Here is a 24,210-nt window from a genome sequence, read left to right on the forward strand (position 1 = left end):
AACGGAATATTAAAAAAATACGATGAATCAAACCCGAGAAAATCGATCTTCAGGCGACAAAAGCTTTTCCAAAAGAAGTCTTTTATCATTTTACACGAACACCGGAGTTACTCTACTCGCCGGAAATATGCTCAACTATTCGTTGATCATATATTCGCTGGACCTTACGGGTTCTCAGACGTTTGCCGGAACTATCTTTTTCGCGAACGTGCTTCCCACGATCCTGTTCAGTTTTTTCGTGGGCGCGATTTTGGATCGATACTCTCGTTTGAAAATTCTTTATATTTTTCAGACGAACTACATTCTTTCCGGACTCATATTAGGAATTTTAATCGGAATCGGATGGATGAGTTCCGATCTTCGAATCATTCTTATCTTTCTCGCGGTATACAACGGACTTGCGTTGACGTTTATGATTCCGGGACGATTGACCTTGCTCGGAAACTTAGTCGATCCAAAAGATGCGGGAAAGGCGACGATGATGTTGAACATTCTCATCATCGTCGGGTTCGGATTGGCGCCGATGCTCGTAGGATTGATCAAACAAAAACAGGATTGGGACATTTTGTTTTATTCGATCTCCGCGCTTTATTCGTTCGGATATCTGTTTCTTCTTTTGGTAAGAATTCGGGAGAATGTGATCGTAGAAAAGGAAACGATCTGGGAAGGTTTAAAGACCGGAATCACCTTTTTGAAATCGGAAAAATTATCCGTGGAACTTTTGATTCTCACGGCGTTTGCGATCTTTATGGTGGGACCGATGCAAGTCGTTCTTCCTCAATTTGCAAAAAACATACTATTCTTAAATGAAAGGGAGCGGGGGCTCTATATGGGAACCCTCGGGCTCGGATTGTTTCTGGGAGGAATCGGCGTAAGATTGTTGCACGATCGTTTTCACAGAGGGCTTGTGATGTTGGGTGCGGCTTTCTTTTCGGGTTTATCGGTATTCATAATTTCTAATGTATCTAATCCGATTTTATCGTCCGTAATATTGTTGGTCGTCGGATTTTTGGGCGGAGCGATCAGCGCACTCATTCCTTCCACACTTCAGATGATCACGCCGGATAACGTTCGTGGAAGAGTTATGAGTTTTTACAGTTTGATCTTTCAGACGACTCCCGCGCTTGCCGGTTTGATTACCGGAAAACTCGCCGATCTTTACGGTCAACCTTGGTCGATCGGGTTCTCGGGAATTTTCATTCTCGTCTCGGCCGTATTCTGTGCGATTTCCTTTACGAAACTGCGCGCTCTACCGTAGTTTTATCGTAAACGCACGCGTTCAAAGCACACTGTGAAATTTTTCGAATTATAGTATCGACGGCGAACATCCACCGTCGACTTCGCATTAATTTAGAATCAGGGAAGAATGATATCCTTCCGGAGTTTCGTATCCCATCACGTCCAGAATCGTAGCCGCGACGTTTGCAAGACCGGCATTGGAAATTTTGGAATTCAACTGAATCTTTTTTTCGGGATCTAAAACGGAGAATGGAACCGAGTTGAGTGTATGGCTCGTTTTAGGAACCGGTTTGCCGTGAGAATCCTTTTCCACGTTTCCTTTTTTGTCCAATTGATACATCTCGTCCGCGTTTCCATGATCGGCGGTTATCATCAGAATCACATTCTGTTTTTCGCATGCTTTCCAAAGACGTTCGACACATCCGTCTAAGAATTCCATAGCTTGAACCGTGGCCGGATAATTTCCGGTATGACCTACCATGTCTCCGTTTGCGTAGTTCACTCTGTAAAAATCCTGTTTGTTTTCGCTCAAAGCTTTTTCAAGCGCTTCGGTGATGAGTAGGGCTTTCATTTCCGGGCTTTGATCAAACGGAATCACGTCGGAAAGAATTTCGCGATATTCTTCCGAACTTTGATCGAAATAGCCGCTTTTGTTACCGTTCCAAAAATAGGTGACGTGTCCGTATTTTTGTGTTTCGGATAACGCGTATTGAGCGACTCCGGAGTTCGCCATGTATTCGCCTAACGTCCGATCGATGGCGGGAGGAGCGACTAAGAATCTTTCGGGAAGTTTCAAATCTCCGTCGTATTGCATGATTCCCGCATAGGTGATCTCGGGAAGCGCGCCTCGATCAAACTTGTCGAAATTCTTTTGTGTCAATGCCAAAGAGATTTCGATCGCTCTGTCTCCGCGGAAGTTCGTAAATATCACCGAGTCCTTGTCCTGAATTTTACCGACCGGATTGTCGTTATCCGCGATCACAAAAGAAGGAAGATACTGATCGATCACTTTCGGATCTTCCGCACGGAATGTTTCGATCGCTTCTTTTGCGGAGGAGAATTTTCTACCTTCACCCTTTACGTGGATCGCCCAACCTCTTTCCACCATCGACCAATCGGCTTCGTAACGATCCATCGTAATCGTCATTCTTCCTCCGCCGGAGGCGATTCGAATGTCGGTTCCGTTTTTTCTCAACGAATCCAACCAGGTTTCAAAAGGATTCAAATAATCTAATGCGGATTTTTCGGGAACGTCTCTTCCGTCCAAAAGAATATGAAGTCTAATCTTCGAAACCTTTTCCTCGATTGCTTGGAGGATCAGCGCTTTTGTATGATCGATATGAGCGTGAACGTTGCCGTCCGAAAAAAGACCTAACAGGTGTAAGGTGGAATTATTTTTGTTAACGTTTTCTATAACTTCTTTCCATGCTTGACCTCGGAAAATATCTTTGCTTGCGATCGAGTTGGAAACCAGCTTGGCTCCCTGATCGAAAATTCTCCCCGAACCGAGAACGTTATGACCGACTTCCGAATTTCCCATGTCCTCATCGGAAGGCATACCGACTGCTTTTCCGTGAGCCTGAATGTGAAGAGTGGGAGATTGATTCCATACCTGATTTAAAAAGGGGAGCTTCGCGCCTGCGATCGCATTTCCGAATTCCGGGCCTTTCGGAGAGTATCCGACGCCGTCTAATATAACGAGTAAAACCTTTCTAGACCGAAAGGTATATTTCTTTGAGAGCTTCATGTTAGATTCATGGAACCAGTCGACTATACGAGGCGTCAAGAGATTCAAATATGAAAAAAACTTGGAAATGTGCTTTCCTTTCATGGTTCGAATGGAAAAATGAAGATCATCCATACGAAAAGCCTTCCTAAAATCTGAAAATAATTTCAATAGTCTAACAGTGGAGAGGCGATGAGTAAGCCGGCCTTAAATCAAGCGTTGGGTGGCGGAAACCAAACGCAGCAAACCTTTTTAAAGGTTAAAAAGATTAACGAAGTTGTCAGTTATTATCTGAACGATAGAGTCACGCATTCCGTATACAAAGCTGTAGTAGCGCAGACCAGTTATAAAAACGCAAAATCTCAAAACCTATTTCAAGTGGAATCTAGGGTTCCCGAAGCTGCGGAGCTTACGACTGCGGAAGTGGTCTTTCATATCAAACGATTGCTTGAGGACGGAGTCGCTCTTCAGTTCGCTTATTTCTATTTGGATCCCGCCACGTCGGAACTCAAACTCAAACCTTGTTACGTTGCTTATCCCGATGCGGAGCTTGGAGATCTAACTCGTATTTATCTTTCCTTAATCGATCTTTCCATCAACTCGATTCTATCGTATTTGGAAAGCAGACCTCCTCTAGGAAAAGAGATTTTATGGGAGGATCTAGAAGCCGATTTTAAAGGGGAGAATGTACAGAAATTAAAACTCTTTTTTAATCCGGACGGTTTTTTCAAAGCTCCGAATATTAGCATTCCATTGAATACCGATTACGTGAAGGACATGCTCTTCGAGATCACGGACGGACTTATCAAAAAAGGGAGAATCCGGGAAATTCCCGAGTTCGGATATTTGATCGTAAAGGTCAAAGAACTTCAGACGTTATTCGAACTTGTGGACGAATTCAATTTTAAGAAACTGTTTCCCAAATACAGATTCGCGTTGTCCGACGCGTTTACGTCGATTTCCCACGAAGAAAGATTGCACACGAGCGATCCTTCGACAACTCCTACGACTCAATTCGGAAAAAGAAGATCGGAAGCGATCGAAAAGGTCGTTCAATCCGATCCGGATCGGAAGATAAAACGCAAATTGATGGGCGCGGAATTGATTCAAAGCCTGAGCGAAGAGATTGAAAGTTCGCTTGGATTTACCTATCACGAACAGATTCGAACCCGTTATCACGAGATGAGCGATCATCTTTCCAAACAAAACGGACGCTGGGACAAACTCGTATTGTTCATTCCCGATGAAGAATTTAGAACGTATCCCGCCGAGTTGAAAAAACTTTTTACGGAAGATCTGCATATCGCGTATTCTCCTTGGGAAACGAAGGGGATTACTATGCACTCTTTTATGAGAGTGGACGTGGAAACGGTGAAATCCGTGATTAAATCCTTGGCTGTTACGCCTAACGTGGATGCCTGGAAAGTATTGAGCATTCGTAATTTGATAGAATTGAACGAAGACGCGATTCGAAGTTTGTTTAAGGACGCCGATTTTGTAAAAAGTTACGGAAAGGCTCTTCGAAAAGGTTACGTGGAATATTTTCCTTGGTATTTTGCGATTTTGGATTTTTTAGGAATCGCGAAATTGCTTCAAGACATGTTCTTTCAAACGGCAAAGGAAAAGATCCGGTCGGAACAATCCGTTTTCAGATCCAAAAACCGAGACGCGGCTCTCAAACTCGATCAAGCCAAGATTCAGGAAAAACTCAAAGAAGAGGAAAGAATCAAGGCGCTCGAACAAAAATCGAAACTTTCGGAAGCGTTGAATCAATATTATTTTGAGAAGAATCTTCCCCCCGTATTGAAGGACATTCTTTACGAGGTGCCGGGTTATTCTTCCGAAGTGATCCATCAGATCGTCGACCGGGAAAAATTTGTACTCATTGCCGATCCCGCAGGAGATAAAACGGATTCGATCGTAATTTATCCGGACGATGAATCTTTTCGCGCAAGAGCGAAAGAAATCCATAAGGTTTTATCGGAGAAAAAGAAGAATCTTGAGTTCAAACTGAGAAATAAGGAAGAGGATTTTCAAACCGAGAAAATCACGAAAACTTTGAAGTATCTAGATTCTTGGTTCGCTTCCAAACCGGATCAGGCTTTGGCTTCGAATAAGAATTTAAAAGCTGGCACGTCGTCCGGTGCAAACGAAGACCCATATGAAAACTTTCGCAAAGAAATTACAAAAGTGAAAGGGAAAGAAAAAATTTCTGTTTAATTTGAATCTTTTCTAGTTATATTTTGGGCTAATTTTTGTTAGCCGATGTAAAATTCAGTTTCCTTTTCAAATTTTCTGCGATAGATTGAACCTACGCTTGTTGATAGAACAGAGGAGCGATCTTCAGGATCTGCTCCAAACGAGGTCGTAAGTACAATGTTTTCTTTTGGTCGGATTCAATTTTTCGGAATTTTTATTTTTCTCATTTTTTCCTGTAGCCAAGCGGAGAAGATCGAAATGGATTTTTCCAAAGGGGGAATCGGAGCATTTCTGAATATTCTCCCTGCCATTTTACCGGTGGATGACAGTCCGTTTGATTCGACCGCATTTCCCGCTTTTATTGCGGAAGGACAATCTACCTCCGTAAAACTTACGCTTAAGACAAGGGCCGCATCCGTGGAACAATACAATCTTGCCTGGGCGGATACTTCCGCGGGTTCCACCGTCGATCAAGTCAGTATTACGTATACCGGTTCCAATACGATCACTGTGACCGTGAGTGCGATCGATAACGATTGTTTGGACGATTCGGTTATCTTGAACGCGACTCGAATTTCCGATTCCAAGGTGTTCGCATTAAAACTTCCGGTTACGGATCGGGATCGTTGTATTTTTCTCGCGAGCAATTCTTCCACGCCGGGAGTTACCGGGGCCGGATTTACGGCAAGTCTGGGGGGAATTTCGGGTGCGGACGCAAAGTGTCAGGCAGAAAAACCTTCCGCTTTACCGGGAACCGCATCCGAGTATAAGGCATTACTTGGAATTGAAGGATCTAGAAATCCGACCAAAGCCGGAACTGCGGAAGTGGATTGGCCGCTCAAATCCGGGATTCGTTATTTTTCTTACAGCGCTCAAGCTCCGGAAGGAGCTCTGATTGCAACGGCAGTCAGCAATGGAATCGGAACGGGAAGCGCGATCTTTTCGTTTCCTCTTAACTCGAGCATCAATCATTCAACGGATACTTCAACCCTGAGTTTTTGGACCGGGATGAATAGTACATTCTATCCTCTTGTGGGAACATATACTTGTTCGAATTATACGGATGGAACCACTGGTTACGGTTACGACGGAGTACAAAACTCGACGAGTTCTTCGGCGATATCGAGTTATTATTTCAGTTGTACAACCCCTGCCCGTTTGATCTGCGTGCGTCAGTAGTCGGTGTAGACGAAGTCTTATAAGAGTCCGATCACGACGACGTTTTTGCTCGGGCCCATCGATCAGAGTACTTCGTTTAACGACGATTTAATGAAGAATAAAATTAGAATTTAACCGTATAAGCGGCGGTCGGAGTGATTTCCGTAAGACCGCTGATCGGACTTCTTACGACGGACGCCGTAAATTTCCAACCTTCCGGATTCGGATCCGAAAGAAGCGCCTGCATCTTCTCGTAATCTCTTGCGAACAGAAATGTATGAATCAATTGTAGGCCGTAAACGGCGCCTAAAAGCCATTGTGCTTGATTGTATTGGCTTGTGGCACGATCGTAAGCGCTGAAATACGGATTTGTAAGAGTTGCGGTCGTTAAAACCCTCGCAACCAAAGCCGTCGCGCGAACCGTTTCGTCGGAAGTAACCGGGTTTAAATTCGGGTCGCTGAATGCGATCGCGGTAATTGCAATCGAATTCGTTTTGTAAGTATTCTCTTCCGTAGCGGCCTTTTCCCTAGCATTGTTTGCGTATAACGCCGCGCCGGCGAACAACACAAGGCTAATCGCCGCCCATTTTTTTTGACCAACTTTCCATTGGCCCCATCCCGGAAGAATCGCGGATCTCGCGGTGATCGTCCATTTCGTTTCTTTCCAAGTGGAAGGAGTAGGAGGTTCTTCGGTTTTTGTAGTATCGGTTTGTTTTGTGACGACTTTCTTATCTTCTTTTTTCGGATCTTTCAAATTGATTTCTGAGATCTCGGTTTTGGAAATCGTCTGCACTTTTCCGTTGATCTCGATTTGAACTTCGGTCCGGGATTGATTCACAATCTTACCTTGAAGAGTTTTTCCATTCTTCAGAATAATCGTACTCGCTGAAAGTGGTAAGGAGATTGCAAAAGCCAGAATGAAGGCTCCCGAAGAAGTAAGAACTTTGGCTATTCGAGACATATAATTATAAATCCGGTTAATTAAGATGAAATTTTCGGGCTAATCTTTTCTACAAGAAATTATCTTTTTGCTTGAAAAAACAAGTAGGAATCGGCGATCCTCTATTACTGTGGCACATACTTCCGAGTTAGAAAAGCTCTATAACCACAACAAAGATGATTTATTTCATTATATAAAAAAATCGTTCTACGACGAAAATTCCGCGCAAGACATTCTGCACGATTCGTTCCTAAACTTTTTTCGATATTATGAGAATAAGGACATTCCTGATCCGACTTCCTGCAGAATGATTCTTTTTAGAATCGCCAGGAATTTAATTATTAACCACGCAAAATCTTATTATCAAAGAAATGTGTCGTTAGTCGGTGAAGATACCGGCAATAATTTTGCGTCTAAATCCCCAAGCCCCGAATCGTCAGTGATGGAAAAAATGGACCAATCCGACGTGAAAAACACTATGGATTCTCTTTTGGAAGCAATTTCTCCGGAATATAAAGAAGCTCTCTTGTTAAGATATCAGCAGGATCTAAAATTGGATGAAATTTCTAAGATTCTCGGGATGAGCATATCCGGAGTATCGAGATTGATTGAAAGGGCAGAAAAGGCCTTAGCACAAGAAGGCAAAAAAATTGGGTTTCAACCCGGAAATTACATATAAGGATATTACATCCTACCGTCTTATATTTTGAAATTTAAAGATTTCGGACTGCTGGTGATAAAAAAAATTCAGAAATGAAAAAAAAAGCTCAAATTGACTCCTTTAGTTTGTTTAACAAACAGGAAGCGGGACGGATTGAATCGCAGACCCGGGAAGAATGAATATGGAAAAAAAGATAAATACTCCCGAATTTGAAGGATACGCGCGACTCCTTGGAGAAAAGGACTCTGTATCTCAACTCCCGGCTTTCGATCCTAGTTGGATCGGAAAGAAGCCTCGCTTTACCGTGGAGGACAAAATAATGAGTGTTCCGACTGATACAAAAATTCTTCATTTTCCAAAGACTGCCTGGTTAGCGGCGGCGGCCGTTTTATTGCTTACGATCGGAGGAGCTTGGTTTAGCCTTAGAACTCCGAAACCGGAAACCGAAATCGTTCAAGGCACCCCTTTGAAAGCGGCGGTAGTTTTCGTAAAAGGCGAAGCGTCCGTGATGAGAGAGGTGGAAACGAAGTTACACCAAGGTGATCTTCTGAATGAGTCCGACATCATTCTTACGAAAGCGGGTGGTGCGGTCGATATCGGATTAACCGATTCGAGCGTGATTCGCGTAAAAGAAAAGAGTAGATTGATTCTTAAAGAACTTAGAGAAAACAACGGTTCTCAGATTCGAATGAACTTGGCCGCAGGTAGATTGTTGAATGTGGTCGAGAAAGAGAAAAAAGGAAGCAACTTCTACGTAGAAACTCCTTCAGCGGTTGCGGCGGTGAGAGGAACTTCCTTCGAAGTGATCGCATCCGAAAGCGAATCCGTGGTTTTCGTGGCGGAAGGTGCGGTTGAAGTAACTTCTCTGAACGCTTCTAAAAAGGTTTATATCTTGGAAGCTACGAAGCTCGTTACCGTAAACAAAGACGGTGAAGTTGAATCCATCGATCTTTCCAAGTTGAATACGACTCTTCCTGAATACAAAGATATGAAGAAGAATCTCGGAACTCTGGATAGCGAACTTCTTTCCGATGTGCAGAACTTGAAAACCGCTAAAACGGAAGAAGAGTTGAGCAAGATCTACGATCTTAGCATCGAACACATCATCATGAAAGACGGAAGAGAATTGAGAGGGGTTGTGGTTTCCCAAAAGAAAGGTAAACTTGTGGTTCAAACCCTGAAAGGATCTTATATCCTGGATGAAGAAGCGGTAGATAAGATTAAGTATTGATCGAATCCTCAACTAATCTTCGGTTTCAGAAGCCGTTTGAAGTTTTCTTCAAGCGGCTTTTTTATTTTTGAAGGTGAGAATAGAATGCGATGGTGGGTTGTGCGAATTTTCCGTTGGAAGCGTGTTGAGGTTCAAGGCTCGATGTCCGATTTCGATGTCTGCGGCCGACACAAATAATTACGTCATTTTGAATATTCTGAATTTTGAATTAAGAAGGAATGCGCTCGTCTATCCAAGAATCGATAGACCAAGAGCCAGCGCCGAAAATTATCAATGCGATTCCCATAGAAACCGCGAGTATATGATATTCAAATCCTTCTCCACCTTGATTGCCGAACCAGTTCATAAAAAATCCGATTTCTCTGTGAGTCCAACCCGCCACAACCAAGGTGCACGTGATTCCGAATGCGGAAAGTCTCGTAAACAGTCCCAGGACCAGGGCGATGGAACCGAAAAATTCCGAGACGATTGCTAAGAATGCAAGCGCGGCGGGGAATCCGGCCGTGTTCGTCAGAAAATCCATCGAAGCTTCGTAGCCGACTCCACCGAACCATCCCAAAAGTTTTTGCGCGCCGTGCGGGAAGATACAAACCGCGAGACCGATTCTTAGAAAAAGAGGAGAAAGTGATTCTTGAGTGGAAAAGAAACGTGCGATCATGGTTTTGCTCCGCAGAATTCTATCCGTTTTGGATTTTTAAAAAGGAGAAGGAAACAAGAAATTCGTCGGTTTTACGGTTCGTCGTCTTTGGAATGAGTCGCTTGTTTGCGAAAAGTAGCAGTTCCTACATTTGTTTGAATCAGGAAGAATTCTCGGCTGAGGAGTTTTTGATCACGGCTCTTGAATGAACAGCAGACTTATGTCACATTGAACTTGTATCAAGCAACGACCAAAAATTTTCCTTACGTTATTTTCGAGGCGGTCTTTGTGGAAATTCTTGCCGTAGTTCCGACCTGAAACGCGACCCGTAGAGAGCGTTTCACTGAGTTCTTCCCACGTTCGATCGAAATCACGTCGTTCTCACCTAAAATCAGTTGTCGAAACGCCCCAATTCTAAAAATCTGGCATAAGATTATTTGGCGGGAAACCCATGTCTGAAGAAACACAAGAAAAGAAAAACAAAAAGATCAATAAAATGACCGTTGCTGAAATCAACACTGCGATTCAGACTTCTAAAGAGAAGATGAACGGCAACTCCAGCAAGTATATTCTGCATTTGAATGCTCGATTGGAAGAACTTGCGGCAAAGGGTAAGAAATAATTTAATTCTTTTTTCCGGTCCGTCGAGATTCGACGGGTTCCGGCCCTGCCTGCGGCTTTCTAAACTCCTCAATCCTTGCTCCAGTTCATCGACATAAAACATCAATATGCTTCTGCCGTTTTGTTCGACGGCTTTTCGTGGCATATCAAACCGGGCGCGCGCGTTTGTCTTGTCGGACCGAACGGTTCCGGCAAATCCACATTGTTCCGAATCGCGGAAGGTAAATTCGTCCCCGATAACGGAAGTGTAGCAAGATCCAAAAACACGGAAATCTCCGTATTCCAACAGATTCCCGATTTCGATCCCGAAGCAAAGGTGATCGATACTGCATTAGCAAAACATAAACATTATAAGGAATATTCGGAAAGACTCAACGAGATCAATCGTAAGTTCGATCTCATTCCTCACGACTCGAAGGAGTTTACCGAACTTTTGGACGAACAAAGTTCTCTGGAAGAATACGCGTTTACTTACGGAGTCCACGAGTTGGAATCCAAGGCTCGCAAGGTTTTAGGAGGATTAGGTTTTTCGAATGTTCAAATGGAAATGAAAGTCCGCGAATTTTCTCCGGGATATCAGCACCGTTTGGGTCTTGCGATCACACTTTTAAACCCGGGCAACTTACTTCTGTTAGACGAACCTACGAACCACTTGGACAACGCGTCCAAGGATTGGCTCGCGGACTATTTGAATTCGACCGGACAATCCTTCGTACTTGTAACACACGATCCTGAATTCTTAAATTCCACCTGTGATACGATCGCGGAACTTTCTCCTTCGGGAGTGATCGAATTTCGAGGAACTCTTGAAGAATACTTCGAACACAAGAACGAACTTCAGGAAAAACTTCAGGCTCAATTCGAAAAGGAAGAATCTTATCTCAAAAAGAGAATGGAATGGATCGATCGTTTTCGCGCGCAAGCGACCAAAGCGAGACAGGTTCAATCCGCTCTTAAGAAACTTGAAAAAAGGGATAAGGTGGACGCTCCGCAGGAATCGTTTTGGAATTCCAAATCGGATTATAAATTCAATTTTATTTCTTCGGGAAGAATCACCGCAAGAATCGAAGAAGGTTCGTTTTCCTATTCCGGCAAACCTCCTTACGTTTTCAGCAACGCCAATCTCGAAATTTCTGCGGGTGATAAGATCGCCGTGGTAGGTCCGAACGGCGCGGGAAAGTCCACTTTTCTAAGATGTTTATTAGAAATTCATAAATTAACTTCCGGTAAAATATACTACGGACCGAAAACGAAGATCGGTTATTTTTCGCAAAACCATCACGAGGAATTGGATTCTTCCAAGAATCTTTTGCAAACCGTGATGAGCGCTTATCCCGATCTAACGGAACAACAGGCTCGAAGTCTTCTCGGTTATTTTTCGTTTTCGGACGATTCCGTTTACAAGCAAACAAGTTTGCTTTCCGGGGGAGAACAAAGTAGACTTCGCCTTGCTTTGCTCGTTCGTCTTCCGGCTAATTCGATTTTTTTAGACGAGCCGACGAACCACTTGGATTTGGTCGTTCGCGACAATCTCAGAAGAGCCCTTATGGCATATGAAGGTTCTCTTTTGATCATTTCTCACGATCCCGAATTCTTAAAGGATCTTTGCAATCGAACGATCTCGGTGGACAACGGACAAATCCGCGATTATAACTGTACGTTTTCGGATTATCTCAAATACAATCTGGATGAAACGGAATCTTCTAAGCCGCAGAACGGAAATTCTTCACAGAAAAAAGAGGATTCGACTCAGACAAGATCCAAAAAGAACGCGGATAAGAATCGAATCAAAAAAATTCAAAAAGATCTGGAACAGATCGAAGCCAAGATAGAACTTTTGGAAAAGTCCAAAAAGAATCTGGAAGAAGTGTTGGCCGATCCGGGCTTTTTTAAGAATCGAAGTTATCAATTGGAACTGGACAATCTAAACGAGGCAAAAAACGAAATCACTCGTTTGACTTCGGACTGGGAATCGCTTCAATTGGAACTCGAAGAACTTTCCGGACCCGTCTAATCTACGGATTTGGTCGGAATTCCGATAAATTTTACGAATCTTACATTCTAACTTAAACTGGGGAACGCCGTCGTATGACACCGAAAGAACTAAAAACAAGATTGGATCAAAGAAAAGCGGGACAGGATTCATTCTTTTTACTCGACGTCAGAAATCCGAACGAAGTGGAAATCAGCACCATCGAAGGAACCGATCTTTTGATTCCGGTAGGAGATCTTCCGAACAGAGTTTCCGAAATCAATCCTTGGAAAGAATCGGGTAAGGACGTGATCGTATATTGTCGTTCCGGCGGACGTTCCGGAATGGCCTGCGGAATTCTGAAACAATCCGGCTTTTCAAAGGTGCATAACGTGGAAGGTGGAATTCTTCTTTATTCGGACGAAGTCGATTCTTCTCTCGCTAAATATTAAGAAATTCTAAACTGATGACCGGAGCCGCGGGAAGTCGCGAGGTTTTTCGCGCGCGGTCCTCGATACTGGATGAGTCTACGGTGAGATTATTCGCCGAGAAGAATTCTTCGGAAATACAAAAAGCCTTCGTCCAACGGATCGTCTTTACCGCCTCTGCGACGTTTGAGCATATTCGTAAGATCCAAAACCATCAAACCGTACATCCAACCCCACATCATTCTTGCGATCGCGGGATATTCCGCTTTGGGAAGTTTGAATTCTTTGCTCGCGCATCCGTTTCGGATCGTTTCTAAAAATACTCTGTAGCTTGTGGGAAGACTTGGGAACGCCTTGCGGTGCATATGACCGTGAACCGTGTTGAACATCACTTTGTGAAGTTCCTTGTTGTTCAGAGAAAAATCCCAGTACGCTCTTGCGATTCCCGCGAGTTTTTCAAAGGAATTCTTTCCGTTTCTCTGCGCGTTTCTAAGAAGTTGCGTAAGTTCGGTTTCACCCTTTGCGATGAGAACCTGAATGATTTCTTCCTGACTTTTAAAGTGAGAATAGGGGCTCGCTACACTGCAGTCCAACTTTTCGGCGATCTTTCTCATCGAAAGACCTTCGATTCCTTCTTCTTGTAGGATCTCCATCGCAACCTGAACGATGTTTTCACGGTTGAGGCTGTTTCTGGATCTTCTTTTGTGTCGAACTGCAGTTGTCATCTTTGGATTCTTAACTTTGGATTAAGCCGCTTTGGAAACCGGGACTCTTCCTCGTGTCGTCCAAACGTCTCGATTTATGTTTATGATCCCAACTTTATGCAACCCCTTCATGATCTGAAAGCAAAAATCCACTTCCCACCATTTATATGCGAAGTTTGGAGAGGTCGGATGACCGTGGTGATTGTTCTGATACAATTCTCCCATAGTCAAAAAGTCGATCGGTAACATATTCTTAGACTCGTCTTGGGTCTTAAAGTGATTTCTATAACCGTATTTATGTCCGCCCCAGTTGACGATCGCCCCGTGAATCGGTCCCATCAGCCAATGAATCGGCAATAGAAGATACCAAGCCCATTGTCCGTCGGGGACGAATGCAATGTAATAAAACGCATACAGAGAACCGAAACCGATTCGGAACCACCAATTCTGACCGAGCATATCGATGGATTTCCAGCGAGGAATGAAATCTCTCGTAAATTCCGATTTTGCGGGAATTCGGTCATATGCGAAATCGTCGTAGATATGTTTGGTTTTGATCATCATATCGAACGCATTCTTTGAAAAATGGGGAGAATGCGGATCCTCTTCCGTATCGCTGTAAGAATGGTGCATTCTATGCAGAACCGCATACCCATACGGGTTCAGATAAGAAGGACCTTGGAGAATCATCGTTAACAGATGGAAGAATTTTTCCCATCTGCGATTCATCGAAAACATCGCGTGTGCCGCGTATCTGTGTAAAAAGAAGGTTTGGGCGAAAACCGAACCGAACCAGTGTGCAAAAAATAAAATTAAAATGGGGACCATGTCGGGCCTCCTTGTTTTTTCTCTTCAGTGAACAATGTTCATTATAGTCAAAATAAACGAACATCGTTAATTAAGTAAAGAGAAAAAGGAAAAGAATTCCTACTTTCCAAAAATGGGTTTTTTTGAGGACTTGGAAGAAAGAAAACAAAACGAGTAGAATCGCCCGATTTCGACGGCTTTTTTCTATTTTTAGGTGGCATCGGTGGTAGCAAAGAAGGCTGTAAAAAAGAAATCTGTAGGATCTCCTACTTCCAAATCCTCGAAGAAGGCGGCTCCGGTTTCCAAAAACGGAAAAGCAAAATCCGGAAAATCGGTAGGACTTTCAAAGAAATCCGAAACTTCCGCAAAACACTTTCCGGCTCCTTGGAACTTAAAGGGAGAAGGTTTTCTATTCCCGCTCTGGGCCAAAAAAGATTACAACCGAGAGATGTGCTTTTTCTCCGACGAAGATTCCAAACAATACAGAGGCGGGCTTGGATCGATCATGCTCGTCAACTACGAGACAAGCGACGTCGGACCTTATTACGAACTTCTTTATATTCCCGGAAACTTTGAATACAAGGGCGAGAGCTACAAAAGAATCACGAGAATTTTCGTTTCCAGTCAGAAATCGGTGGAAGAGGGAATTCTAAACTGGGCGATTCCAAAGGAAAGAGCTGACTTCACTTGGATGAAGGAAGGAAATCTTACCAAGATATCCGCGTATAGAAACGGAAAAGAATTCTTCCGCGTGGTAATCGCGACCAAAGGTTTTTCATTTCCGGTTTCCACAAAAATTCTTCCTTACACACTTTTGCAAAAAGCGCCTTACGGTTATCTGCAAACTCAGTTTATCGGAAAAGGTAAGGGAAAAATCGCAAAAATCCAAGAGATCTGGAGCGACGAGGCCGTGTTCCCGGACGCGATCAAGGGCGGAGTTTTTAAAACGGGAATTCATTCGGTTCCTTTTGAATTGGTTTTTCCGGTTGCGGATAAGATCGACTGAAACGGCTTTATAAAAACGTAATTTAGAGCATTCAAGATTTAGAATATTAGAGTTATTAGGAGTAATCATGGAAGACGCGGTCATTTTGGACGGCATTAGAACCCCGTTCGGTAATTTTGGTGGAACCCTCAAGGATCTCAGCGCGGTGGATTTGGGAGTTTTGGCTTCTAAGGCGATTTTGGAAAAAACGGGAGTTTCTCCGGACGCAATCGGAGAATCCATTTTCGGAAACGTAATTCCGACCGGAAAAGAAGCGATCTATCTCGCTCGTCATATCGGTTTAAAAACCGGTCTTCCTCTCGCGGTTCCAGCGTTGACGTTAAACCGTCTTTGCGGTTCCGGTATGGAAGCGATCATTCAAGCGGCTAAGAAAATCTATCTCGGAGACGCGGACGCGGTTCTTGCGGGTGGAGTTGAATCCATGAGCAACGCGCCTTACGTGGTTCGCAACGCTCGTTGGGGTGTTCGTTACGGTTCCGCGGAATTCGAAGACACTCTCGAACAAGGTCTTACCGATCAGTATGTCGGTTTAATCATGGGCCAAACGGCGGAGAATCTTGCGGATCAGTATAAAATCTCCAGACAAGAACAAGACGAATGGGCGGCGACTTCTCAAACTCGTGCGGAAAAAGCTACGATTGAAGGACGTCTGAAAGAAGAGATTCTTCCCGTAACTATCGGCGGTAAAAAGCCGATCACCTTGGATAAGGATGAATTCATCAAAGGCGCGGCCGGCGTTGAAAAACTCGGAGGCCTAAAGGCGGTTTTCCGCGACGGTGGAACAGTGACCGCCGGTAACGCTTCGGGTTTAAACGACGGCGCGGCGGCGGCGATCATCGCTTCCGCTTCTTATGCAAATAAGATCGGTAAAAAACCGTTGGCGATCATTCGGGGTTACGGTCACGCGGGTTGTGATCCTGCTAAGATGGGAATCGGTCCTGCGATTGCGATTCCTGCGGCCTTGAAAAAAGCGGGTTTGAGACTTTCCGATATGAGTCTTGTGGAAGTGAACGAAGCGTTTGCGGCTCAGTATCTTGCGGTTCAAAAAGAACTCGGTCTCGATCCGTCGATTACGAACGTAAACGGCGGTGCCGTTGCGATCGGACATCCGCTGGGAGCTTCCGGAGCAAGAGTTACGATCACATTGGCTTACGAGTTGAGAAGAAGAAAGGCGAAATACGGTGTCGCTTCTCTTTGTATCGGAGGCGGTCAAGGGATCGCTCTCGTTCTGGAAAACCCGGAAGCTTGATAAAACACAACGTCAACGGAGAATTCTTTTTTTCCGTTGTGCTTGAAAAGGCCCGGTGTCCCCGGGCTTTTTTTATTAGAGATTCTTCGTTTATTCTTGGAACGCATATTAGAATACTTTGATTTTTGAAATCGGATTTTTTAAAAAGAAGTAGTCCCAAGACGATTCGTTCGGTTCTTTGTGCGAAATATATAGGTGAGTTTATGGCAAAAGCAAAGAAGAGTGTCGTAAAGAAAAAGACGCAAGTGATCGAAGATTCTTCTCCTAAAACGGAGGAAGGCACGATCTATGACGCGGAAAGAATGGTTGTTTATAGCGATGCGGTTTTTGCGATCGCTTTGACTCTGATGGCGTTGGAGATCAAAATTCCGCATCTTCATGATCTCGGTTCGGGAAGTCTTTTTCAGGCTTTGCTCGCGAAATGGCCGAATTATCTGAGTTTCGTAATCAGCTTTTTGATCATTTCCGTGGTTTGGACCAATCATCATACGATCTTTAAATACGTTAAGAAAACGGATCATACGTTGATCATGCTCAACAGTTTCCTGATGCTCAATATCTCCTTTATTCCTTTTTGTTCCGCTCTTTTGGGAGAATACTCGGCGCAAGGGGGCGAGAATGCGACCCTTGCTTCTTTTATCTACGGGGCTTGGATTACTCTTGGGGGAATTCCATTCAATTTGGTTTGGAGATACGGAGTAGGGAATCCGAAACTTCGTGATCCGAACGCGAATCTGGATGAAATCAAGGCGATCAGCGGTCATTACATCAAAGGTCCTATCTTTTATGCGGTCGTAACCGCCTTGACCTTTGTAAACGTTTGGTTGAGTTTGGCCGGCTTTGTATTCTTGATTCTTTTCTTTTTTATTCCTGCGAGTTGGGTTTTTAAATTTAAAGAAAAGGCGATTCGTTCAAAAGGATGAAGGAGTTCCCACATTAGTTTGTCGGTGAAACACGTGACGGGTTCGAAAAAGTAGTAGTTCCTACATTTCTAAAACGGAACAAAACATTCTTAGAGGAGATCGAATATCCGATTTTAAAAACATGGAACAAAGATTTCAAATCGGCTCAGGGCTTCACTACTTCATTTTGTTTCTTACCGTTTCTACGATTTTCCTTTTGCTTTGGACGGCGCGAAAGGATCGGCAGGGAATTCTTTCCAAACGAATCGGCTTTGGGATCGCTTGGATTCTCATTTTGAATTATATCGTCTACGTGATGTATCGAGTTGATTCCGGTCATTGGGAAATTCGCTACGACCTTCCGATGGAATTCTGCAATTGGGCGATGATCGTAACTTCGATCGCTCTTTTAACTCATAACCGAACCTTTGCCGAACTTTCCTACTTTTGGGTGTTGAGCGGTTCGATCAACGGAGTGATCACACCGGATCTTCAGAATACGTTTCCGCATATTTATTTCTTTATATTCTTTATCGCTCATTCGGGTCTTGTGATCGCTTCTCTTTACATCGTTTTCGGATTAAAATTGGAACCTCGTCCTTGGGCCGTTCTGCGCGCATTCTTATATTCCCAGATATTTTTTGTAACCGCGTTTGTCGTCGATTACGCTTTGGACGGAAACTACGGCTACATGATGTCCAAACCGAGCGCCGGTTCCGCGTTGGATTATCTGGGAGAATGGCCATACTATTTGATTCACATGCAGTTGATCGGAGTCGGTTTTTTCTTTCTTCTATATTTGCCGTTCTATTTTAAGAATCGAAAGCCGCGTTCGACTTAAAAACGATTGGATTCCGAGCTCGGGAAGTGTTAGAGTTTTCAAAAGAAATCTGTTGGAAAAAGGAGACAGTTCTTTGAAGGAAAGAATGTATTAGAATCCGATTGAGTCCCTCTTTCAAGCATCCGCGTAGGTTTTGAATTTCGTACCTTCTTGACGGTAAAGGATTCTCTTCGAATCCTGCATACAAGAGCTTCTAAATCCAGGTTCCAATACCGATTTCGAGGCCGTACCGGAAATAAAAATCCGGCTATCGGCGATCCAGGCGGGATGCCCGGAACCATCGGAAGAGTTCAATTTCGACAAGGTGTGCTATTAAAATGGAATTTGCCCTTTCCAGCGAACAGAAAGAATTACGCGATCTCGCGAGAAAATTTGCGAAAGAAGAGATGCGTCCTCGCGCGGAACATCACGATCATACGGGAGAATATCCCATGGAAGTCCTCAAGAAGGCCTGGGAAATCGGTCTGATGAACATCCATATTGAACCTAAGTTTAACGGTTCCGGAATGGCAGAATTGGACGACGTAATCATCGGTGAAGAACTCTTCTGGGGTTGTTCCGCAATGGCGACCGCCATTCTCGCGAACAATCTTGCGTTAGCTCCCGTTCTTCTCGGAGCGAGCGATAAGATCAAAAAAGAATTCGTACAACCGATGACCGAAGAATTTAAACTCGCGGCGTATGCGGTAACCGAACCGGGCGCGGGTTCGGACGTTGCGGCGATTCGCACCTCCGCTAAAAAAGTCGGAGACGAATACATCATCAACGGATCCAAAATGTGGATCACAAACGCGGGATATGCGGATTGGTTTTTCGTTCTTACAAAAACCGATCCTTCCGCGGGCCATAAAGGAATCACCGGGTTCATCGTGGATGCGAAATCTCCCGGGATCATTATGGGAAAAAAAGAAATCAACATGGGACAGAAATGTTCTGACACTCGCGGAATCACATTCGAAGACGTGAAAGTTCCCGCGTGGCAAATGGTCGGACGCGAGGGAGAAGGATTTAAGGTTGCGATGGGGGCCTTCGATCATACTCGTCCGGGTGTTGCGATCGGTGCGGTCGGTGTTGCAAGAGCCGCGATGGAACATTCCATCAACTACGCGAACACACGCAATACGTTCGGTCGTCCGATTATGGATAACCAAGGAATTTCCTTTATGATCGCGGAGATGGCTCGCGATATCGAAGCGGGAAGACTTCTTTGTTATCAAGCGGCTTGGATGATCGACAACGGATTCAGAAACACGTATCAAGCTTCGATCGCAAAGATGTTCTGCGCGGATATGGCTATGAGAGTTTGTACCGATGCGGTTCAAGTTCTCGGCGGATACGGATTCAACACCGAATATCCGGTTGAAAAATTAATGAGAGACGCTAAGATTTTCCAAATCTACGAAGGCACTTCTCAAATTCAAAGAATGATCGTTTCCCGTTTCCTCGCGGATGGAAAGGGAATCGAAGGACCTAATTTCTGAAAGAATTCTCGCTTACATTCGAGGAATTCTCCGCGCTCTCCGAGCGCGGAAACGTGATTCCCGTCTTCAAACAGATCTTTCTGGATATGGAGACACCGGTATCCCTGTTTGCAAAATGGGGATGCGAAGCCGCAAACGATTCGTTTCTTTTGGAATCGGTGGAAGGCGGAGAGAAACTTGGACGAAATTCTTTTCTTGGTAAAACTCCTTCCCGCATTTTGCAAGGGAAGAATGGTCTTTTTTACATCACCGTCGGAAACGAACCCGCGACCGAAATCATCACTTACGATCCTTTGGTTCTTCTGGAAAGTCTTCTTGGAGACGACGTCTACGTTCAGGACTACAGACTCCCTCCATTTGCGGGTGGCGCGGTGGGATTCTTATCCTTCTCCGCGGTTCGTTATTACGAAAATATTCCCGATACGAAACCGGAAGACGAGAATGCTCCCGATTGTTACTTCGCCGTTTATGATGAACTTCTCGTGGTCGATCATATCGATCACGTTTTAAGAGTTGTAGTCAACGCGAGAATCGGCGAACATTCTTCCCTTCGAGAATGTTACGATAAAGTAACCGCTAAAATCAATTCGATCGAAAACGAAATTCGCAACGGTATCATTCCGGAGGAAATCCGAAATCCGAAATCCGTAGACGGTGTTTTACAATTAAATCCGAATATTCCGGATGAAGAATATAAGAAAAATGTGGAAAAGGCCAAGGAATACATCCAGGCCGGAGACATTTTCCAGGTGGTTCCTTCCCGCAAGCTACGGTTTAAGCCGGAAGTTTCCCCGTTTCAGATCTATCGCGGTTTAAGAACCGTAAATCCAAGTCCTTATATGTATTACCTCCGTCTCGGAGAGATCACCATTGTCGGAAGTTCTCCGGAGATCATGGTGAAATACGCGGGCAATCAGACCTATCTTCGTCCGATCGCGGGAACCCGTCCCCGCGGTAAAAACGCGAGCGAAGATCAATATCTGGAAGAGAATCTTCTGGCGGATCCGAAAGAAATCGCTGAACATATCATGCTTGTCGATTTGGGTCGCAACGATCTCGGACGAGTTTGTAAACCGGGAAGCGTTCGAGTAAACGACTTTAAAGTGATCGAAAAATATTCTCACGTTATGCACATCGTAAGTCAGTGTTCCGGCGAACTCGACGAGGAAAAAACCGTTTACGATTTGATTCGTGCGACTCTTCCCGCGGGAACCGTTTCGGGTGCTCCTAAAATCCGCGCGATGGAAATCATAGACGAACTCGAAACCACAAGACGCGCGATCTATTCGGGCGCGTTGGGTTATATTTCCTTTTCGGGAGAAAGCGATCTCGCGATCATCATTCGTACGATCGTGTTTTACGGGGATACGGCATTCTTACAAGCGGGCGGCGGTGTCGTTTACGATTCCGTTGCGGAATCCGAACTCGAGGAAACAAAGAACAAAATGGCCGCGCTTTTAAAAGCGGTTGAGTTCGCCAGAAACGGACTCAAAGGGGAATGGAAATAATGCTTCTCCTGATCGATAATTACGATTCCTTCACATACAATCTTTATCAGTATTTCTGTCAGATTGGAAACAACGTGGAAGTTTATCGCAACGATAGAATCACGTTAAACGAAATCAACGAGATCGCTCCGAAAGGTATCATTCTTTCTCCGGGTCCGGGACGTCCCGAAGATTCCAAAGTTTGTTTGGATGTGATCCGCGAACTCGGCGGTAAACTTCCGATCTTCGGAGTTTGTCTGGGACATCAGGCGATCGGTCTCGTTCACGGAGGCAAGATCGTTTCAGCGCCTTCGATCATGCACGGAAAGGTTTCGCTCATCGAACACGACGGAAAGGATATTTATAAAGGAATTCCTTCTCCTTTCGTCGCTACTCGTTATCATTCTTTGGTGATTCAACCGGAAAGTATGCCGAAGGAATTGGAAGTCGCTTCCAAAACGCATGACGGCGTGATCATGGGAGTTCGTCATAAAACAAAAAAACATCTCTACGGAGTTCAATTCCATCCTGAGTCCATCATGACCAGCGCCGGACTGGATCTGGTCAGAAACTTTTCCTCTATCGTTCAGGAGCTATGAAGTTTTTTTTCAGGCTTCTCGCCTATTCTGTACATTATAAGTACCGATTCTCGCTCGGAATCGTATTCGCATTATTGACTGCGATCTTAAACGCGATTTCTCTCACCGCTCTCATTCCTCTTTTCGATTCACTTGGCAACGACAAACAATCCCGCTTTCAACTTCAGATGACGTTGCCCGAGCAGAGAATTTTACTCAAACAAAAAGTGTTCGGGGAAGAATCCTTGGACGGACTCGAAAGAACCAAACTCGTTTTGATCGACGCGAAAGAATGGGTCAACGGAAGAACCAAGGGTCTCGAACCGAAGGAAGTCGTTTGGGGAATTTGTATCATCGTGATGCCTTTGTATCTTCTCAAACTCATTACGTATTTATTATCCGTTTATTGTATCGCGACGGCCGGTTATAAGGCGGTACGCGATATTCGACAGGAACTTTTCGAGAAAAATCAGCTCCTACCTTTGACTTATTTCTTTAAGGAAAAAACCGGTTTGATGATGAGTAGAATCATCAACGACGTGGAAGTCATTGCGGCCGTGATTTCGAGCAACTTTCGGGACGCTACGATCAACTTTTTTTACGTGGTAACACACTTAATGGTATTATTATATTTGAATACCGAGTTGTTGCTCATCGCCTGTCTTACCGTACCTGTCATCATTCTTCCCGTAACCTTATTCACTAGAAAAATCACCAAGTCCACGATGAGATCCCAGGAAAAGATGGCCGATCTCAACGCGAACATTCAGGAAATGATTTCCGGAATTAAGGTGATTCGCGTGTTCAATTCGGAAAAATACGAACAGGAAAAATTCGGTAAGATCAATCACAACGTTTATCGCCGGAACTTCAAAGGACAGTTTTATCTTCAGATCGCTCCTTCTCTCGTAGAGTTGACTTCTTCGATCGTGGTTCTCGGATTTTTCGCCGCAGGCGCGAGTTTGATTTACAACGGAAGATTCACACAAGGCGAGTTTATGGCCTTTCTTTTGACTCTTCTCTTTTTGCTCCGGCCTTTGACTCAACTTTCTCAGATGGTGGGAAAGATCACGCAGTCGATCGCCTCCGGAAAAAGAATTTTCGAAATCGTAGACTTGGAAACGGAAGATCATAGCGAAGAAAGTAAGGTAGTAGCTTCTCCACTTTCTCAAAGTATAGAATTTAAGAATTTATTCTTCTCTTATCCGGGAACGAGCGCGGCCGTTTTGAAAGACATCAATCTCAAAGTGAAAAAGGGAGAGACGATCGCTCTCATCGGCGCAAGCGGTTGTGGAAAGTCCACGTTGATGGACTTAATTCCCAGATTCTTTGATCCGTCTTCCGGTTCGATCGAATTCGACGGAGTGGACGTTCGGGACATCAGCCTCGGCGATCTTCGTAAGAAAATCGGGATCGTAACTCAGGACATTTTTCTTTTTCACGGAACGGTCGCGGACAATATCGCCTACGGAAAACCCGGCGCGACCCGCAAGGACGTGATCCGCGCGGCGAGACTCGCACACGCACACGACTTTATCAAAAAGATGGATAACGGATACGATAGTATTCTCGGGGTTCGAGGACTCAATCTTTCCGGCGGTCAAAGACAAAGACTTGTGATCGCAAGAGCCTTGTTGCGAGATCCCGAAATCATGATCTTGGACGAAGCGACTTCCGCTCTCGACGTGGAATCGGAACGATTGGTCAGCGACGCGCTTCGCAGATTGTACGCAAACAGAACTACATTCGTAATTGCTCATAGACTTTCCACCATCAAGGATATTCCGAGAATCATCGTGATGGACAACGGCAAGATCGTGGAAGAGGGGAATCACAATTCTCTATATGAGCAAAACGGAATCTACCGAAAACTTTCGGACAATCAATTTGCCGCCAACAACGGAGTATTACCATGAAAAAAAGCGTTCTGATCGTGGACGACAACGACCGCTACGCGAACAACTTAAAGGTTTGGTTCGAACAAAAGGGTTTCGAAACCGTACGCGCGATCGACGCGGCCCAAGGTTGGGAAATTTACAGCAAGGATAAGAATCGTTTTCATACCATCGTGACCGATATCACCATGGAAACTCAGACTTCGGGTCTTTGGATGATTCGTAAGATACACAAGGACGGATATCAAGGAAACAAGATCATCGCCACCACCGGATTCGATTTTCCGGGTGTGATGTTTTTCTCGTCTTCCATTCTTCCTTGGTTTGCGGGAATCGGCTGGATGGTTCCTAAGGTTCCTTTGAAGCAGGGAACCGTAGTTTTTCTCCCCACTTCCTTAAAAAAGAAAATCCGTTTCGAATCGATCGTATAACGGCGTTTCAACGATCC

22 protein-coding genes are annotated in these 24,210 nt (G+C 44.5%); 17 read left to right on the forward strand and 5 right to left on the reverse strand.

All coding sequences use genetic code 11. The features are described from left to right. Positions 1-22 precede the first annotated feature (22 nt). Positions 23-1,258: an MFS transporter gene (locus CH367_RS00780; RefSeq protein ID WP_100760619.1), complete on the forward strand. Its 1,236-nt coding sequence runs from the start codon at positions 23-25 to the stop codon at positions 1,256-1,258. Positions 1,259-1,345: 87 nt separating this feature from the next. On the opposite strand, the gene gpmI is transcribed toward CH367_RS00780, so the two are convergent. Continuing rightward, positions 1,346-2,986: a 2,3-bisphosphoglycerate-independent phosphoglycerate mutase gene (gpmI, locus tag CH367_RS00785; RefSeq protein ID WP_100760620.1), complete on the reverse strand. Its 1,641-nt coding sequence runs from the start codon at positions 2,984-2,986 to the stop codon at positions 1,346-1,348. Positions 2,987-3,157: 171 nt separating this feature from the next. Between gpmI and CH367_RS00790 the strand changes: the two genes are divergently transcribed. After that, a complete protein-coding gene (locus tag CH367_RS00790; RefSeq protein WP_100760621.1) occupies positions 3,158-5,185 on the forward strand; it encodes a hypothetical protein in 2,028 nt (675 codons plus the stop codon). 237 nt (positions 5,186-5,422) lie between these two features. Continuing rightward, positions 5,423-6,343, forward strand: a complete 921-nt coding sequence (locus CH367_RS00795; protein WP_165783188.1) for a DUF1554 domain-containing protein — start codon at positions 5,423-5,425, stop codon at positions 6,341-6,343. 103 nt (positions 6,344-6,446) lie between these two features. Here the strand turns inward: CH367_RS00795 and CH367_RS00800 are convergent, their stop codons facing one another. Continuing rightward, positions 6,447-7,283, reverse strand: coding sequence for an LA_0442/LA_0875 N-terminal domain-containing protein (locus tag CH367_RS00800; protein ID WP_100760623.1), 837 nt, complete (start codon positions 7,281-7,283; stop codon positions 6,447-6,449). A gap of 109 nt (positions 7,284-7,392) precedes the next feature. Here CH367_RS00800 and CH367_RS00805 point away from each other — a divergent pair, with 109 nt between their 5' ends. Next, positions 7,393-7,941 carry an RNA polymerase sigma factor gene (locus tag CH367_RS00805; RefSeq protein WP_100760624.1) on the forward strand — a complete coding sequence of 183 codons (549 nt, stop codon included), beginning with the start codon at positions 7,393-7,395 and terminating at the stop codon, positions 7,939-7,941. Positions 7,942-8,104: 163 nt separating this feature from the next. Then, the gene (locus CH367_RS00810; protein WP_100760625.1) at positions 8,105-9,154 is read left to right on the forward strand and encodes a FecR family protein; all 1,050 of its coding nucleotides are present in this window, start codon (positions 8,105-8,107) and stop codon (positions 9,152-9,154) included. Positions 9,155-9,362: 208 nt separating this feature from the next. On the opposite strand, the gene CH367_RS00815 is transcribed toward CH367_RS00810, so the two are convergent. Continuing rightward, positions 9,363-9,812: a DoxX family protein gene (locus CH367_RS00815; protein WP_100760626.1), complete on the reverse strand. Its 450-nt coding sequence runs from the start codon at positions 9,810-9,812 to the stop codon at positions 9,363-9,365. 430 nt (positions 9,813-10,242) lie between these two features. Here CH367_RS00815 and CH367_RS00820 point away from each other — a divergent pair, with 430 nt between their 5' ends. The 3 genes from CH367_RS00820 (at position 10,243) to CH367_RS00830 (ending at position 12,836) form a co-directional block, all read left to right on the forward strand. Continuing rightward, on the forward strand, positions 10,243-10,413 hold the full coding sequence (locus tag CH367_RS00820) for a hypothetical protein (protein WP_100760627.1): 171 nt from the start codon (positions 10,243-10,245) through the stop codon (positions 10,411-10,413). A 75-nt stretch (positions 10,414-10,488) separates the two neighbouring features. Continuing rightward, the gene (locus tag CH367_RS00825) at positions 10,489-12,426 is read left to right on the forward strand and encodes an ABC-F family ATP-binding cassette domain-containing protein (RefSeq protein ID WP_100760628.1); all 1,938 of its coding nucleotides are present in this window, start codon (positions 10,489-10,491) and stop codon (positions 12,424-12,426) included. 74 nt (positions 12,427-12,500) lie between these two features. Further along, a complete protein-coding gene (locus CH367_RS00830; RefSeq protein ID WP_100760629.1) occupies positions 12,501-12,836 on the forward strand; it encodes a rhodanese-like domain-containing protein in 336 nt (111 codons plus the stop codon). Between the two features lie 86 nt (positions 12,837-12,922). Here the strand turns inward: CH367_RS00830 and CH367_RS00835 are convergent, their stop codons facing one another. Both CH367_RS00835 and CH367_RS00840 read right to left on the reverse strand, forming a co-directional pair. Beyond that, positions 12,923-13,537 carry a TetR/AcrR family transcriptional regulator gene (locus CH367_RS00835; protein WP_100760630.1) on the reverse strand — a complete coding sequence of 205 codons (615 nt, stop codon included), beginning with the start codon at positions 13,535-13,537 and terminating at the stop codon, positions 12,923-12,925. A 21-nt stretch (positions 13,538-13,558) separates the two neighbouring features. Beyond that, a complete protein-coding gene (locus CH367_RS00840; RefSeq protein WP_100760631.1) occupies positions 13,559-14,344 on the reverse strand; it encodes an acyl-CoA desaturase in 786 nt (261 codons plus the stop codon). A 202-nt stretch (positions 14,345-14,546) separates the two neighbouring features. Between CH367_RS00840 and CH367_RS00845 the strand changes: the two genes are divergently transcribed. The 9 genes from CH367_RS00845 (at position 14,547) to CH367_RS00885 (ending at position 24,193) form a co-directional block, all read left to right on the forward strand. Then, on the forward strand, positions 14,547-15,329 hold the full coding sequence (locus CH367_RS00845) for an acetoacetate decarboxylase family protein (protein WP_425268774.1): 783 nt from the start codon (positions 14,547-14,549) through the stop codon (positions 15,327-15,329). A gap of 67 nt (positions 15,330-15,396) precedes the next feature. Further along, a complete protein-coding gene (locus tag CH367_RS00850) occupies positions 15,397-16,578 on the forward strand; it encodes an acetyl-CoA C-acetyltransferase (RefSeq protein ID WP_100760633.1) in 1,182 nt (393 codons plus the stop codon). Positions 16,579-16,781: 203 nt separating this feature from the next. Beyond that, the gene (locus tag CH367_RS00855) at positions 16,782-17,501 is read left to right on the forward strand and encodes a TMEM175 family protein (RefSeq protein WP_100761293.1); all 720 of its coding nucleotides are present in this window, start codon (positions 16,782-16,784) and stop codon (positions 17,499-17,501) included. Positions 17,502-17,622: 121 nt separating this feature from the next. Next, entirely contained in the window at positions 17,623-18,321 is a 699-nt protein-coding gene (locus CH367_RS00860; protein WP_100760634.1) for a YwaF family protein, read from the forward strand. 317 nt (positions 18,322-18,638) lie between these two features. Next, a complete protein-coding gene (locus CH367_RS00865; RefSeq protein WP_100760635.1) occupies positions 18,639-19,802 on the forward strand; it encodes an acyl-CoA dehydrogenase family protein in 1,164 nt (387 codons plus the stop codon). A gap of 86 nt (positions 19,803-19,888) precedes the next feature. Then, on the forward strand, positions 19,889-21,310 hold the full coding sequence (trpE, locus tag CH367_RS00870) for an anthranilate synthase component I (RefSeq protein ID WP_100761294.1): 1,422 nt from the start codon (positions 19,889-19,891) through the stop codon (positions 21,308-21,310). Continuing rightward, positions 21,310-21,888, forward strand: a complete 579-nt coding sequence (locus CH367_RS00875; protein ID WP_100760636.1) for an anthranilate synthase component II — start codon at positions 21,310-21,312, stop codon at positions 21,886-21,888. The genes trpE and CH367_RS00875 overlap by 1 nt, the downstream gene beginning before the upstream one ends. Next, the gene (locus CH367_RS00880) at positions 21,885-23,783 is read left to right on the forward strand and encodes an ABC transporter ATP-binding protein (protein ID WP_100760637.1); all 1,899 of its coding nucleotides are present in this window, start codon (positions 21,885-21,887) and stop codon (positions 23,781-23,783) included. The genes CH367_RS00875 and CH367_RS00880 overlap by 4 nt, the downstream gene beginning before the upstream one ends. Continuing rightward, entirely contained in the window at positions 23,780-24,193 is a 414-nt protein-coding gene (locus CH367_RS00885; RefSeq protein WP_100760638.1) for a response regulator, read from the forward strand. The genes CH367_RS00880 and CH367_RS00885 overlap by 4 nt, the downstream gene beginning before the upstream one ends. The last annotated feature ends 17 nt before the right edge of the window (positions 24,194-24,210 follow it).

Source organism: Leptospira barantonii (assembly GCF_002811925.1).
GTDB lineage: Bacteria > Spirochaetota > Leptospiria > Leptospirales > Leptospiraceae > Leptospira > Leptospira barantonii.

What these genes read in the sequence shown, in the direction of transcription:
- CH367_RS00855 (WP_100761293.1), top strand. Translation starts at nt 16,782, where the DNA reads ATGGCAAAAGCAAAGAAGAGTGTCGTAAAGAAAAAGACGCAAGTGATC.
- CH367_RS00790 (WP_100760621.1), top strand. Translation starts at nt 3,158, where the DNA reads ATGAGTAAGCCGGCCTTAAATCAAGCGTTGGGTGGCGGAAACCAAACG.
- CH367_RS00830 (WP_100760629.1), top strand. Translation starts at nt 12,501, where the DNA reads ATGACACCGAAAGAACTAAAAACAAGATTGGATCAAAGAAAAGCGGGA.
- CH367_RS00815 (WP_100760626.1), bottom strand. Translation starts at nt 9,812, where the DNA reads ATGATCGCACGTTTCTTTTCCACTCAAGAATCACTTTCTCCTCTTTTT.
- CH367_RS00880 (WP_100760637.1), top strand. Translation starts at nt 21,885, where the DNA reads ATGAAGTTTTTTTTCAGGCTTCTCGCCTATTCTGTACATTATAAGTAC.
- CH367_RS00875 (WP_100760636.1), top strand. Translation starts at nt 21,310, where the DNA reads ATGCTTCTCCTGATCGATAATTACGATTCCTTCACATACAATCTTTAT.
- gpmI (WP_100760620.1), bottom strand. Translation starts at nt 2,986, where the DNA reads ATGAAGCTCTCAAAGAAATATACCTTTCGGTCTAGAAAGGTTTTACTC.
- CH367_RS00800 (WP_100760623.1), bottom strand. Translation starts at nt 7,283, where the DNA reads ATGTCTCGAATAGCCAAAGTTCTTACTTCTTCGGGAGCCTTCATTCTG.
- trpE (WP_100761294.1), top strand. Translation starts at nt 19,889, where the DNA reads ATGGAGACACCGGTATCCCTGTTTGCAAAATGGGGATGCGAAGCCGCA.
- CH367_RS00780 (WP_100760619.1), top strand. Translation starts at nt 23, where the DNA reads ATGAATCAAACCCGAGAAAATCGATCTTCAGGCGACAAAAGCTTTTCC.
- CH367_RS00885 (WP_100760638.1), top strand. Translation starts at nt 23,780, where the DNA reads ATGAAAAAAAGCGTTCTGATCGTGGACGACAACGACCGCTACGCGAAC.
- CH367_RS00835 (WP_100760630.1), bottom strand. Translation starts at nt 13,537, where the DNA reads ATGACAACTGCAGTTCGACACAAAAGAAGATCCAGAAACAGCCTCAAC.
- CH367_RS00820 (WP_100760627.1), top strand. Translation starts at nt 10,243, where the DNA reads ATGTCTGAAGAAACACAAGAAAAGAAAAACAAAAAGATCAATAAAATG.
- CH367_RS00810 (WP_100760625.1), top strand. Translation starts at nt 8,105, where the DNA reads ATGGAAAAAAAGATAAATACTCCCGAATTTGAAGGATACGCGCGACTC.
- CH367_RS00860 (WP_100760634.1), top strand. Translation starts at nt 17,623, where the DNA reads ATGGAACAAAGATTTCAAATCGGCTCAGGGCTTCACTACTTCATTTTG.
- CH367_RS00865 (WP_100760635.1), top strand. Translation starts at nt 18,639, where the DNA reads ATGGAATTTGCCCTTTCCAGCGAACAGAAAGAATTACGCGATCTCGCG.
- CH367_RS00840 (WP_100760631.1), bottom strand. Translation starts at nt 14,344, where the DNA reads ATGGTCCCCATTTTAATTTTATTTTTTGCACACTGGTTCGGTTCGGTT.
- CH367_RS00795 (WP_165783188.1), top strand. Translation starts at nt 5,423, where the DNA reads ATGGATTTTTCCAAAGGGGGAATCGGAGCATTTCTGAATATTCTCCCT.
- CH367_RS00850 (WP_100760633.1), top strand. Translation starts at nt 15,397, where the DNA reads ATGGAAGACGCGGTCATTTTGGACGGCATTAGAACCCCGTTCGGTAAT.